Source organism: Streptosporangium sp. NPDC051022 (genome assembly GCF_040683035.1).
Lineage (GTDB): Bacteria > Actinomycetota > Actinomycetes > Streptosporangiales > Streptosporangiaceae > Streptosporangium.
The window spans coordinates 131,291-144,008 of record NZ_JBFBCF010000014.1 but is presented as its reverse complement, the minus strand read 5'-3'; the positions used below and the strand labels follow the sequence as shown (position 1 = coordinate 144,008).

The 12,718-nt window shown below is 71.4% G+C and carries 14 protein-coding genes; 7 read left to right on the top strand and 7 right to left on the bottom strand.

The window, feature by feature from the left end:
- Positions 1–42: 42 nt before the first annotated feature.
- Together AB0N02_RS23225 and AB0N02_RS23220 are read right to left on the bottom strand one after the other, a co-directional pair.
- Entirely contained in the window at positions 43–1,500 is a 1,458-nt protein-coding gene (locus AB0N02_RS23225) for a hypothetical protein (protein ID WP_363950042.1), read from the bottom strand.
- A 340-nt stretch (positions 1,501–1,840) separates the two neighbouring features.
- Entirely contained in the window at positions 1,841–2,800 is a 960-nt protein-coding gene (locus tag AB0N02_RS23220; RefSeq protein WP_363950040.1) for a LysR family transcriptional regulator, read from the bottom strand.
- A 144-nt stretch (positions 2,801–2,944) separates the two neighbouring features.
- On the opposite strand from AB0N02_RS23220, the gene AB0N02_RS23215 reads away from it, so the two are divergent.
- Positions 2,945–3,172, top strand: a complete 228-nt coding sequence (locus AB0N02_RS23215) for a DUF6158 family protein (RefSeq protein ID WP_363950037.1) — start codon at positions 2,945–2,947, stop codon at positions 3,170–3,172.
- 109 nt (positions 3,173–3,281) lie between these two features.
- On the opposite strand, the gene AB0N02_RS23210 is transcribed toward AB0N02_RS23215, so the two are convergent.
- Positions 3,282–3,986 carry an ATP-binding protein gene (locus AB0N02_RS23210; protein WP_363950034.1) on the bottom strand — a complete coding sequence of 235 codons (705 nt, stop codon included), beginning with the start codon at positions 3,984–3,986 and terminating at the stop codon, positions 3,282–3,284.
- A 245-nt stretch (positions 3,987–4,231) separates the two neighbouring features.
- Positions 4,232–4,630, bottom strand: coding sequence for a PPOX class F420-dependent oxidoreductase (locus tag AB0N02_RS23205; RefSeq protein ID WP_363950032.1), 399 nt, complete (start codon positions 4,628–4,630; stop codon positions 4,232–4,234).
- A 63-nt stretch (positions 4,631–4,693) separates the two neighbouring features.
- Here AB0N02_RS23205 and soxR point away from each other — a divergent pair, with 63 nt between their 5' ends.
- Positions 4,694–5,188 (top strand): redox-sensitive transcriptional activator SoxR, encoded by a 495-nt coding sequence (gene soxR, locus AB0N02_RS23200; protein ID WP_363950218.1) that lies wholly within the window; start codon positions 4,694–4,696, stop codon positions 5,186–5,188.
- 138 nt (positions 5,189–5,326) lie between these two features.
- On the opposite strand, the gene AB0N02_RS23195 is transcribed toward soxR, so the two are convergent.
- A complete protein-coding gene (locus AB0N02_RS23195) occupies positions 5,327–6,205 on the bottom strand; it encodes a sugar phosphate isomerase/epimerase (RefSeq protein WP_363950030.1) in 879 nt (292 codons plus the stop codon).
- A 3-nt stretch (positions 6,206–6,208) separates the two neighbouring features.
- Positions 6,209–7,129 carry an aryldialkylphosphatase gene (locus AB0N02_RS23190; protein ID WP_363950028.1) on the bottom strand — a complete coding sequence of 307 codons (921 nt, stop codon included), beginning with the start codon at positions 7,127–7,129 and terminating at the stop codon, positions 6,209–6,211.
- 275 nt (positions 7,130–7,404) lie between these two features.
- Here AB0N02_RS23190 and AB0N02_RS23185 point away from each other — a divergent pair, with 275 nt between their 5' ends.
- The 4 genes from AB0N02_RS23185 (at position 7,405) to AB0N02_RS23170 (ending at position 10,308) form a co-directional block, all read left to right on the top strand.
- The gene (locus tag AB0N02_RS23185; protein WP_363950026.1) at positions 7,405–7,845 is read left to right on the top strand and encodes a transposase; all 441 of its coding nucleotides are present in this window, start codon (positions 7,405–7,407) and stop codon (positions 7,843–7,845) included.
- A gap of 254 nt (positions 7,846–8,099) precedes the next feature.
- A complete protein-coding gene (locus AB0N02_RS23180) occupies positions 8,100–8,579 on the top strand; it encodes a TIGR02611 family protein (RefSeq protein ID WP_363950024.1) in 480 nt (159 codons plus the stop codon).
- Positions 8,580–8,695: 116 nt separating this feature from the next.
- Positions 8,696–9,067: a hypothetical protein gene (locus AB0N02_RS23175; protein WP_363950022.1), complete on the top strand. Its 372-nt coding sequence runs from the start codon at positions 8,696–8,698 to the stop codon at positions 9,065–9,067.
- Between the two features lie 287 nt (positions 9,068–9,354).
- Positions 9,355–10,308 (top strand): hypothetical protein, encoded by a 954-nt coding sequence (locus tag AB0N02_RS23170; RefSeq protein WP_363950020.1) that lies wholly within the window; start codon positions 9,355–9,357, stop codon positions 10,306–10,308.
- A gap of 220 nt (positions 10,309–10,528) precedes the next feature.
- Here the strand turns inward: AB0N02_RS23170 and AB0N02_RS23165 are convergent, their stop codons facing one another.
- Positions 10,529–10,849: a co-chaperone GroES gene (locus tag AB0N02_RS23165; RefSeq protein ID WP_363950018.1), complete on the bottom strand. Its 321-nt coding sequence runs from the start codon at positions 10,847–10,849 to the stop codon at positions 10,529–10,531.
- A gap of 209 nt (positions 10,850–11,058) precedes the next feature.
- Between AB0N02_RS23165 and AB0N02_RS23160 the strand changes: the two genes are divergently transcribed.
- Positions 11,059–12,714, top strand: coding sequence for a DUF885 domain-containing protein (locus AB0N02_RS23160; RefSeq protein WP_363950016.1), 1,656 nt, complete (start codon positions 11,059–11,061; stop codon positions 12,712–12,714).
- Positions 12,715–12,718: the final 4 nt, after the last annotated feature.

Genomic DNA, 12,718 nt, shown 5'->3' with positions numbered 1-12,718 from the left:
GCCCGCTCCCGCTTTCCGGCGCGCCTTCCACGGGATCGGCGGTCAACGCCCGTCGTGCGGCGGCCGATGCGGCGCGGGGCGGGCGGCGCGCCTGAAGAAGGCCGCCACCGCGTAGGGGTCGACGGGGTCGGCGAGCAGGCCGAGCATCTCGTCCTCACGCGCCGGATCCACCTTGAACGGATGGCCGAACACGTGCGGGCCGCTCCCGTCGTCCAGCAGCCTGGTCAGCATCAGATCACCCGCCCTGGCCTGGCCCGGCAGCAACTCGTCGGTGAGCGTGACCGGCTCGTGGCCGTCGTGCCCCGCCTCGCGCAGGGTGATCTCGTCTCCGGCGACGCCGAGGACCCTCCACAGGCGCAGGGGCGTCCGGCGCCACGACTCCAGCAGCCGCACCTCGTCGTCACGCAGCCATTCGCTCCGTGCGGCGAGGAACTCGCCCACGACGTCGTTCTCGAAGAGCGCCAGGTCGGCCAGGGCGGGTTCGGCCACCCGGATGCTCAGGGCGACGAGGTCGTCGATCAGGCGGCGACGGGCCGGGCGGTGGACGTAGACGAGCAACTGCCGGAACAGGTGCGCCGCCCGGACGGGCAGCGGGTCGCCCGCGTTGGTACGGCAGGCGGCGTACTCGGCCGCGTCCCGCTCCGCGACGGCCATGCCCGGAGACAGGGTGAGCGCCTCGGCGAGGATCCCGGCCGCCTCGAAGGACCGCCCCTCGCCCTCGGCGGACCTGGCGATCAGCAGCAGCGCGGCGGGCTCGGTGCGGGGGAGCGCCGCGAGCAGGCCGGGGGCGAGCGGCTCGCGCTCCACCTCGTCGGCGATCCTCGCGAGCACCGCCTCGGAGCGGGACAGGTAGGTGATCGCCTTGGACAGGTCGGCGCCGTCCTCGTAGGTGCGCAGCGCGCTGCGGACCAGGGCCAGCCTGATGATGTCCAGCGAGGCCAGACCGGCGACCGACTCGGGGTCCCACGGCGCCCCGACGACGCCGACCCGGCCGCCCCGCACCTCCAGCGAGGCCCCGCGCAGCAGCGGGGCCAGCGGGGGCAACGGGTCGGCGAAGGTCTCGGGGGCCTTCATCAGCAGTTCCAGGACCACGACGTCGATCGGGACCCCGGGTTTCGGCTCGAGTCCCTCGGCGAAGGCGCGCAACGTCTCCAGCGCCTGCCCGGCGAACTCCTCGGTCACCCGGATCGCGCGCTCGGCGGGGAAGTCCGCCAGCGCCGTGGTCGACAGCTCCAGCCTGCCCTCGCGCAGGCGCAGCGCGATCATTTCCTCCGGCCGCACCCCGGCCAGCCAGCCGTCGGGGCCGACCAGGCTCGGCTCGCCCGCCTCGACCACGGTGCGCACCAGGCCGCCCCCGGCCAGAGGTATCCCCTCGCCGTCGGCGAGCCGGGCCCACAACCGCAGGTCGTCGACGGCCGTCAGTGCACCGGCCGTCAGCTCCGCCCGGGTGACGAGGTGCGTCAGCACCGCGCCTTCGCTCAGCGTCAGAAGCTCGCTCATCTGTCCATTGTTCTCGACCCGCGACCGTGGCCGTGCCGCCCAGTGCCGCCCCAGGCCGCTTCCGGGCCGTTTCCCGTCCCGGGCCGCTTCCCGGGTACGGCGTCCGCGGGGCCGTACCCGGTTCCCGGGCCCGGACACGACGACGCCGCCGCTCCCCGGGGAAGGGAACGGCGGCCCCCGTAGTCGTTCACGGTGTGCCGCGCCCGCACGGGGGTTTCCCCCGGGCGCCTGGCCCACCGGATCGCCTGACGTTCCGCCCAGTGGATCGCAGGGCGCCTCGTCGGTGCGGATCGCCGGACGTCCCGCCCGGTGGGTCGCCGGGCGGTCGGTCCGTGTGAGGTTATGGAGAGGTGCCGAAACGCGGGTTGTCGGCCAGCCAGGCGGCGTAGCGCGAGCTGCGCCGTACCGCGTCGGCGTGAGCGGCCTTCGCGTGCTCGATGACCGAGGCCGCGGCCCTGGCGCCCGGTCCCTCCGGATGCCAGCCGAGCAGTTGCCGCCACCGCAGTGGCGCATCTGCGAGCGGTACCATCGCCACGCCCGACGTGGGCTGGAAGGTCGCCTGGCACAGTACGGCGGCCCGGCCGACCTTGGCCAGGTGCATGCACGTCGCCACGTCGGTCTCGTAGATGGTCTGCGGCGTGAAGCCCGCGCGGGCGCACGCCGTGGCGAAGCAGTCGCCGAAGCAGCTGTCGCCGGGGGTCACCGCCCAGCTTTCGCCGGACAGTTCTGCGAGTGTCACCTCCTTACGGTTCACAAGAGGATGATCCTCGTTGAGCAGGACGAAAACCGGGTCCATCCCCACGGTCAGCCACACCACCGGTCCCTCGACCGGCGGAGCGCTCTCCCCGCAGGCGCCGATGAGCGCGAAATCGATCCTGCCCAGCATGACCATGGTTGTCAGTTCCTTGGCCGACCAGGAGGTGTAGGTGCTCACCGGTGTCGACGGCCACGCCGTGGCGAGCCGGTCGACCAGCCCGCCCAGGATGGGCCCGTTGGTGGCGCCCAGCCGGTAGCGGGGAATGTCGCCGTTGGCGTTGGCGAACCGGACCGCCTCCTCCTGGAGTTCCCGGGCGGCGGGCAGCAGCACCATCGCCCTGGACAACACCAGTTCCCCGAGAGGTGTCGGCCGCGCGCCGTTGTGGTCGCGTTCGAAAAGAGCTCCCCCGAGCACTCGCTCAATCCGCTTGAGCTGCGCGGTCAGCGCGGGCTGGGCCAGCCCGAGGTGGCTGGCCGCTTTGGTGACGCTCCCGGCCTCGGCGACCGCGCGCACGATCCTGAGGTGTCGGAGCTCGAGATCCATACCGGGAAGGTAAGGCTAAGACGTTATGGCCGCAATGCAAACGTGTCACGAAATCTGACTTCCTTTCGTGAAAGCGTTCCAATGCGACAGAAGTGAGGAATGCGAAGAGGTGATGTGAAGCCGTGAGGGGGTAGGCGCCTCCGTATGACGATGGGAATCGATCCGAGGGATCTCGCCGAGGAAGATCTGCTCCGTGAGCTGCGGCATCTGCACGCGACCCGGACCGAGGCGCTCCTGCACGGCTCCGCGGAGGCGCTCGCCAACCACACCACGCGCACCGAGGAACTCGAACAGGAATATCTCCGCCGTCATCCCGAGCGAGACGTCGACCCCGAACGGCTGCGCGACGGCGCGCGGCGACGCCAGGGGTGATCGAATCCCCGCCGGACCGGTGGCCCGGGACTCACCGGCGCCCCCGCGGGAAGTCCGCGGGCGGCTCGCGGGGCACGGTCGTGAGCCGGAGGCGCCCGGCGTCCGGGCGCTAGGAGCCCTCGGGGGCGCCGGATCGGCCGGGAGGCCGCCTGGGAGACACGGAGGGCCCCTTTCGGCCGGAGGGGCCGGGTACGGAGGCATCCCCCGCCCTCCAGGCGTCCCACGCGTTCCACGCGATCGAGATCCCCTCGCCGGGAGGGGGCGCCCCGAGCCGGTTGTCGATCTCCAAGTACGGCACGACGGGCGGCTCGTCCACCCGGATCGCCCGGAGATACTCCTCGAAGCGGGCCAGCTTTCCCGCGTCTCTGGCGAGCCCCCGCTCCAGCAGCCGGGCGCGCAGGGTCGGGCCGTCGGACCTGACCCAGACCAGCCGTACCGGAGGCCCGCCGAGATCGGCGACCCAGCGCGTCCAGAGCGCGGCGTCGTGCACCTGGGAGGTGAAGGGCCCGTCGAGCATCACCGGGCAGCCGTGGGAGCGGATCTCCCTGGCGAGCCCGGTCAGCCCGGCGTACTCGTAACGCTTGACGTGCTCGTCGTACCAGGGGCCCTCGCGCTCGCCCCCGTCCCGTCCGTGCGCCCGCAGCGTCGCCTCGACGAACCCGCCGTAGACGGTGTCCTTGTCGAGCAGCGCGGGCACCGGGTCGAGCCGGGCGAGCAGGGCGGCGGCCACGGTCGACTTGCCGGATCCCGGCGGCCCGCTGACCACCCACAGCGGCGCCGGCCGGCCGCCCCCTCCCGCGGTCCTCAGCCCCACCGGATCCCGGCCGCGGCCTCGGCGCCGGGCGCCGGTGTCCTCGTCGTCATCGAAACTCCTTAAGCGTGGAAACCCGGTTCTTCAGGGCCGGGAGGAAACGCGGCGCGACGCCGCGGGATTCGGCGATGTGTTCGGTGGCGGCGATGACCAAGCCGCCACCCGCACGATCGGCTCCACCCTCGCCGCCGGGCCGGCGGAGAGGTGAGACGCCTGCGGAGCCGGTGTAAGACCTCAACCTCCCGACGTCAGACGTCGCGGCCCCGCATCCCCTCCTGGTCCGCGTCGAGACCCCAGGAGATGATCCGGCGGGGACGGATGCGGATGACCTCCCGGCTCAGGTACGCCGCGGGCGGATCCTCGTCCTCGACGGCCTCGGCCGTCCCGCGGATCTCCACCCCCCTGACCTTCCAGGGGGTGCGGGAGGCGATGTCGTCCACGACGAACGCCACCCTGCCGTTCTCCCGGACGTTGCGGAACTTCTTGGTCTTGCCCATCGCCAGGCCGTAGATGTCGATCGTGCCGGCCGCCGGATCGACGGAGAAGGCGACGGGGTTGTTCTGCGGCACGCCGTCGGAGCCGACGGTGGCCAGGCGCCCCAGGGTCTGACCGGTGAGGTATTCGAGCTCTGCCTGCGTGAAGGTCATGCTTCCAGCATGTAACCTCAATCATGGTCGAGGTCAACGGGGGAGTGAGTCGTGTACAGGGACATGGAGCTCACCGTCGGTCAGCTCGCCGCGCGCAGCGGGGTCGCCGTCTCCGCCCTGCACTTCTACGAGGCCAGGGGCCTGATCCGCAGCCGCCGTACGGCGGGCAACCAGCGCCGCTTCAGCCGTGACACGCTGCGCAGGATCGCCTTCATCCGGGTCTCGCAGCGGGTCGGGATCCCGCTCAAGACGATCCAGGAGGCGCTGGCCGAGCTGCCGGACGAGCGCACCCCGACCCGTGAGGACTGGGCGAGGCTCTCCGCGACCTGGCAGAGCGAGCTGGACGACCGCATCAAGCAGCTCCAGCGGCTGCGTGACGGTCTCACCGACTGCATCGGCTGCGGCTGCCTGTCCCTGGACCGCTGCGCGCTCGCCAACCCCGACGACGTGGCGGCGGCCAGGGGGCCGGGCTCGCGCCTGATGATCCCGCCGCGCGAGCCCGCCCTCTGCGCGGGCGCCGCCTGCTCGGACACCGGAGACAAGACCTCCCGCGCCTAGGACGGCCACCGCTCGCCCTCACCGTGCCCGTGACCGTCCGGGCGCCGGTACGGCGGGCGTCCAGAGGTGTTCGGCGGGCGGCGGGTGCTCAGGGCCGTGGGTGTTCAGAGGCCGTGAATGTTCAGAGGCCGTGGGTGTTCAGAGGCCGTGGGCGTTCAGCCAGATCCGGTTGGCGCGCTGGTCGGCCAGGACGCGCCCGATGTCCTGGCAGGGGCCGGGGGTGTCCTGCTCGACGACCAGCCAGCCCTCGTAGCCGCGCAGTTCGCGCAGCACGCCCGCCAGGTCGACCTCCCCGGCCCCGAGCGGGGGGAAGGCGTCGCCCGCGATCACCGCGGACAGGTCGCCGCCCGCGACCCGCACCCGGTCACATGCCCGCCTGCTGGCGTCCTTGAGGTGGACCTGCCCGATCCGGTCGCCCCAGCGCCGCAGCGCGGTCACCGGATCGCCGCCCGCCAGCCAGAGGTGGCCGGTGTCCAGGCAGAGCGAGACGTCGGTGAGGTCGAGCAGCCGCTCCACCTCCTCCGGGGTCTCCACGAGCGTGCCCAGATGGTGGTGGAAGACGGGCTCCAGGCCGCGGTCCCGGCAGCGGTCGGCCGCCTCCTGGATCCGGGCGGCGAACTCCACCCAGGCCTCGCCCGGCAGGCCGGGGGCGACGCCCCGCGCGTACCTCCTCGGGTGGGGAGGGCAGGCGAGGGTCAGGCGGGGAGCGAACCGCCCGTCGGTGACCGGCACGCTCGCGAACACCGCCAGCGCCGTGTAGAGCCCGGCCAGGCCGGCGGCGAAGGCGTCCTCGTCGTCGTAGCGCAGGTCGACCTGGCCGCCCGCCAGGCCCATTCCGGTCCTGGCCAGCCGCTCCCGCAGTCCGTCGGCGGTGCCCAGATAGCCGATCGGGCCGGAGTCGATCCCCTCGTATCCGGCCTCGGCCAGTGCGTCGAGCAGGGCGTCAGGGTCCGGCGCGGCGCCGCAGGCCCGGTTGACCCCGAAGTTGACGGGCGCGTTCGCGACCTTGATCGACACGGCCTACTCCACGCAGGTCAGCCAGCGGATGGGGTTGTCGTGGGTGATCACGCGGATGGTGCCCTCGTCGATTCCCGCCTCGCGCAGCCTGGGCAGGAAGGTACGGAACAGGTGGCTGTAGCCGGCGCCGCCGTACCTCTCGATCTCGGAGACCTTGGACAGGCCGCTGCTGAGCAGCAGCCGATCGGCGTATCCGGCCTCGACGAGGTCCAGCGCGTCGCGCAGCCGGTCGGGGCCGAGGGAGGTGAGGGAGACGTAGCCGCCCGACTCGACGATCTTGCGCGCGGTCACGGGGTCGGTTCCCGCGTCGGCGACGCTGATCCGGTGGGCGGGCAGCCCCTGGGAGAGCAGGATCTCCATCAGGGCCAGCCCGCCGCGCTGGTGGACGGCGACCGGCAGGTCCGACAGCAGGGAGGCCCTGACGGCGGCGGTCGCCCAGCGCTCCTCCGCGGGGATCGGCTCCTCGCCCCAGACGCCGATCTCACCGATGACGCCGGGGCGGGAGCCGGTGCCGTCCAGACCGTCGTTGATCTCGGTCAGCAGGTAGCGGGTGAGCGCGTCCACGTCGGCCTCCAGAGCCCAGGAGGGGGCGAACGGGGCGGAGAAGAACCCGGTCCCCGCCACCACGGCCACCCGGCTGCACGCCGAGACCCTGGACAGGGTGGCGGCGTCGCGGCCCGCGCCGATGCAGCTGAGCTCGACCACCAGGCCGAGCCCGTCGGACCGGCGCAGCTCGCGCAGCTCCACGGAGACCGCCTCCTCCTCGTCCAGCCAGCGGTGCGGGTCGGAGGAGACGCCGACCGCCCAGCGGAGGTCGTTGCGCAGGCGCTCACGGGGCAGGACCGTCCCGCCGATGGCGGAGGCGGCGCAGGGACCGTTGACGGTCCTGATGCTGACGGTCTTGACAAGAGGGGCCTCAGACATGAACGGACATTAACCCACTTTTGAGTCTAAAATCACCCAAATCCTCAGGGTTTTACCTTGGGATTGTCGGGCGGGAGGGGGAGTCATTGCCGATCCCGCCCCGCGCGTGTGTCCCCAGCCCCTTGTGTGCCGCGCTCCCACGTCCTTGCGGCGGTCTCATCTGGGGCGTCGTGGCTTTCCTCACGGTCGGCGGCGGCCTATACCTTAAGGCTCTTAAAGATCTTTTAAAGGTTCTATATAGATCTTTCGGTGTCGATGGTGTACATCATGAGGACGTGGACTACCGGTTGAAGCGTGATGACCTGACCGAGGACGAGTGGGTGAAGCTGGCACCCCTGCTGCCCGCGCATCGTCGGCGGGGGCACCAGGGGGCCGATCACCGCGCGGTGATCAACGGGGTGTTCTTCCGTAACCGGGCCGCCTGTTCCTGGCGGTCTCTGCCGAAGGACTACGGCAACTGGAAGACGGTCTACAACCGGCATCGCCGCTGGTCGCTGGACGGCACCTGGGACGCGATCCTGGAGGCGCTGCTGACCGGCCGCGACGAGACCACGGGGCCGGAGCGGGCCGTCTGCACCGATCCCGCGGTCAACCGCGTCCACCGCCCGGCCGTCACCCGTCCCACTCCGCCCAGGGACATCCGCCCCGTCATCACCCGTCCGGCCCCGCCCAGGGACATCCGGCCGGGGAAGATGTTCGAGGTCGCCAACTGGTGACCGCGGAGAGCGCGGGACCTGCCGGCCTCGCGCTCCGAGTCCGAGGGCCGCGGTGAACCGGCCCCTCCGTTCCCGGCCCCTCCGGCCGTGGATTGGCCGTGGATTCCTCAGGCGTTCGTGGCGCCCGGCCCGGCCGCGCCCTCCTGCGTGTCGTGAGCCTGTCGGCGCGTTACATGTCTGACAATGACCGCAGGCGGCGTGCGCGGCTTTATTGTTAAGCATTCTCAGACAAATGTGACAGGCCGGAGGGGCGCGTGGCCATCTCAGGAGGGGGACGGAGCATTCAGGAGCAGCCCGGACACCGTGCGGAGACCGGTGACGCCGACGTCCTGAAGGACGAGGCGGCGCGGCGGTCGGGTATTCACGGCTGGCTCGACGGCGTCAGGTCGACCCGTACCGGCCGTCTCACCCTCAAGATCGTCATCGGTGTCATCGGCGCCGTGCTGATCGTCGTCGGCCTCATCATGATTCCCTTCCCGGGGCCCGGCTGGCTGGTCGTCTTCGCGGGCCTGGCCGTACTGGCCACCGAGTTCCACTGGGCCCACCGTCTCCTGGAGTTCGGCAAGCGGACGCTGGGGGAGTGGACCGCCTGGCTCGGGCGTCAGAACTGGGTGGTCAAGGGCCTGGTGGTCCTCGCCGCCGCGGCGACCGCCCTGCTGATCGTCTACTACGGCCTCAAACTCGGCCTCCACTTCGACCTGATCGCCGAGGCCCGCGCGTTCATGGCCCGCTGACGCCCCCGCGGATCCTTTGCCCGGAGCCGACGGTCACGTAAACATTCCAATACGTGACCCTCCGTAGTGTCCTCTGCGTCTCATCCCCACGGACACTTGAAGGAGAGTGACGCTCGATGCGCACCCTGTCCTCGCTGGTCGCCCTGGTCGCCGCCGGAGTGGTCGTCATGGCCGGTACGGCCCACGCCGACAGCGTGAACCTGAGCGCGACGGTGAACCCCGGCGACGCGGCGTTCCTCAGCCCCCAGCTCACCCCCACGACTCCCTACAAGGGCAACGTGCTGGTCAAGCTGGAGAGCAACACCGAGCCCACGGAGGTGAAGGTCGTCAACTGTCACGGCCGGCCCATCGGTAAGGTGGCCATCCCCGCCAACGACCACTCCGCCTACGTCGCGGCCAGCGACTCCCAGGCCCCGTCCTGCGTCCGGTTCAGGCTGAAGAACGTCGGAGACGCCCCGGTCTCGGTCGCGGGCGCCGGATACTTCTAGCCCCGGTCGTCCTCCGGCCGGTCCTTCCGGGCCGGTGATCTCCGGCCGGGCCCGAGGCGGGCGTTTCCCGGCCGAGATCCTCCGAGGGCGGTCCGGACGGTCCGGCGGGCTGGGCGGGAACGGCGACGGCCGACCCCGCCCGGCCCGCTCTCGGTCATCTTCGGGCGCCGCCCGCCGGGTCCTGCGGAGGACCGGGCGGGCGGTCGCCGTATCCGGGTGCCCTTGTCAGGCCAACCGATTCGGTATAGATCACAAACCATGAGGAACTCCCGCCCTAGGCTGCGGCCGTGCCTGTGACTCCTGGGATTTACCGCCTGCTGGGCTCTGCTGTCACCGCGATCTCGGTGATCCTGCTGGCCCAGCCCGCCGCCCATGCCGCCCTGCCCGCCGACGCCACCTTGCCCGGTACCCGGGTGACCGTTCAGGAGAACGCCGGAGACCCTCTCACGGTGTCCTCCTACACCCTCGACAACCTGGCATATCTCCGCAGGGGCGGCACGTTCGCCAAACAGAGCGGATACCAGGAGATCACGGTGGCACCGGGAGGCGCCAAGGCGCTGGCGATTCCCACCTCCTACAACGCCGGTCACGACTCGGTGCTCCTGGCCGACCTGGCCGCGGAGAAGGCGTACAAGGTCCAGACCGTCCAGAAGCCGCTCGTCGCCCACTTCGCGCACTGGTCCCGTGACGGCCGCAAGGTGGTGCTGACCGCCCAGCGGAAGTCGGAGAGCGGCGGCTGGGCGACCACCGGGTTCGTGATCGTCGACGCGGTGGCGAAGACCGCCCGTACGGTGACCGTGCCCGGGGTGGACGCGGGCGCCAGGTTCCGGTGGACGCCCGACAACGCCCAGCTGGTGGCGGAGTATCAGGGCGGTACCCGTTTCTACGGCCAGGACGGCGCGATCAGGCGGACCCTGGCGAAGACCGGGTCGCCGGCCGGGGGCGAGGACGCCTTCTCGCCCTCGGGGCGCGGGATGATGACCTGGTGCCCGGCAAGCTACGCCGAGTACGTCTGCGTCTGGGACCGCGTCTCCGGCAAGCTCTCGGTCAAGGTGAAGACCGTACGGCCTACGGCCCTGCTGGGCTGGTGGGACGAGCGGAGCTTCATCGCCGTCATCCCCGCCTCGAACGCCTACCGTGCCGTGCTGGTCGACGTCCAGGGCAGGCCGCTACGGGTCCTGGCCGAGATCTCCGCCGACGACTGGAACAAGAAGATCTATCTCAGCTACACCCGAAGCTGATCGGCCGAGGGGCGGGTCCTCCGGCGTCGCCCGAGATCACCATGGGCGCCCGATGTGACCCGGCATCACCCGGTGTCACCGCCCGCCCGCCCCGAAGACCACGGCCGCCCGGCCCGCCGGGCGGCCCGCCGATCACTCAGGACGGTTGATCACTCAGGGAAGTCGACCGCGCAGAACGACCGGCCGCCCGGGGCGGCCGGTCGTCGGGGGAGGCCGGGGGTCAGAGGTACAGGCCGGTGCCGTTGTCGGTCTGCGGTGTGGCGATGGCGTGCAGGTCGCGTTCGCGCATGACGAGGTAGACCTGGCCGTGGACCTCGACCTCGTACTGCTCCTCGGGATTGAACAGGACCTTGTCGCCCACCTTGACGGCCCGGACGTTCGCACCGGCGCCGCAGACCTCACCCCAGACGAGCCGGTTGGCCATCTTCACCGTGGCGGGGATGACGATGCCCGCGGTGCTGCGCCGTTCCTCGGACTCCTGCTCGACCTTGACCATGACGCGGTCGTGGAGCATCTGGATCTCGAATTTCGGGTCACCCACAGTAGAAGCTTATGGGAACGGCGGCACCGCGCCGTCTGATGCCGCGACCCGGCCCCGGGAGAACGGGACGACGGAGGGCGGGAGTCCGCGGATCCGCCGACCTCCCGTCGCGGGCCGTCATCCGGGCCGGCACCCGGCCTGCGCCGACGTCATCGGGGCCCACGAGGGCATTGATCTTACATGTGGTAAGGAAAGTAGGATTTCCCGTTATGACGTCTTCTGAGCTTGTGAACGACTTCCTCGGCTGGCATCTGGAGGTCAACCCCATCCAGGCCACCCTCGCGGGAGCGGAGGGCTATGACCGGACTCTCGGTGACTTCACCGAGGAGGGCATCCTCGGCCGGGAGCGGGAGTCGCGGCGCTGGCTGGAGCGTTTCCAGGCTGTGGAGGACCGGAGGCGCGACGGGGGCCCCGAAGAGGCGGAGACCGCCGAGGACTTCGACGACGAGATCGACCGCGGGCTCGTCATGTCCACGCTGCGGGGCGCCCTGGCCTACGAGGCCTGGCCGACCTGGCGGCGCGACCCCTCCGTCTACGTGGGAGCGATCTTCGCCTCGATGTTCAGCCCGTTCCTGCAGCGGCTGTCCCCCGAGGCGGAGCTGGTCGAGGCTGCCGTCGCGCGGCTGGCCGAGGTGCCGGACGTGCTGGCGGCCTGCCGTACGAACCTGGACCCGGCCCTGGCGGCGACGTTGCTGGTCGAGCGGGGACTGGGCCAGGCGCGGACCGCGCGGCGCTTCCTCACCGAGACCGTTCCCGGGCAGGTCGGCGACGAACGGCTGCGCGCCCGCCTCGCCGCGGCGGCCGAGCCCGCGGCGGACGCCTTCGACGACCTGGTCGCCTTCCTCGAGGGGTTCCGGGCCACGGGCACCTGGCGGATGGGCGAGGAGCTCTACTCCACGCTGCTGCGCGAGCGGGAGATGCTGGGCTACGGCGCCGACGAGCTTCTCAAGCGCGGCCAGGCGGCCTACGACGAGCTCGACGCGCAGATGCGCGAGGTCGCCCTGCGGCTGCCCGGCGGCTCCGACGACTGGCACGCGGCCGTCACCGCGCTCCAGGACGACCACGCGCCGACCCTTGAGGACATGCGGGCCGAGTACGAGGCCGAGACCGAGCGGGCCAGGAGGTTCGTGCGCGAGCGGGGCCTGGTGACGTTCGCCGAGGGCGAGGAGTGCCGCGTGGTGCCGTCGCCGGAGTTCCAGCGGCCCATCCTGGCCGTGGCGTCCTACATGCAGCCCCCGCCGCTGTCCACCTCCAGGGTCGGGCACTTCTTCGTGCCGTTCACCCCCGACTCCTTCACCGAGGAGCAGGTGCGCCAGCGGCTGCGCACCAACGCCAGGGCGCAGATGCCCTCCATCGCCGTCCACGAGGCATACCCCGGCCACCACTGGCACCTGTCGTGGATGGCCGACAACCCGCGCCGGGTCCGCAAGCTGTTCCGCACGCCGTACTTCGTCGAGGGCTGGGGCCTGTACGTCGAGAAGGTCATGCGGGAGCAGGGCTACTTCACCACCCCCGCCCAGGAGCTCGCCCACCTGGACTTCCGTCTCTTCCGGGCCGCCCGCATCATCGTGGACACCTCGCTGCACTGCGGCGACATGAGCGTGGAGGAGGCCGAGGAGTTCATGACCACCAGGTCCTCGCTCACCCCCGGGACGTCCAAGGGCGAGGTCGACCGCTACTGCGCGTGGCCGACCCAGGCGCCCTCCTACCTCACCGGCGCCCTGGAGATCGACCGCATCCGCGACGACTACCTGGCCGCGGGCCGCGGCGACCTGCGCGCCTTCCACGACACCCTGGCGGGCTCCGGGGGTCTTCCCCTGGGACTGGCCCGAAAGGTCGCCCTGGAGGGCTTCGGGGAGGGCTAGAGGC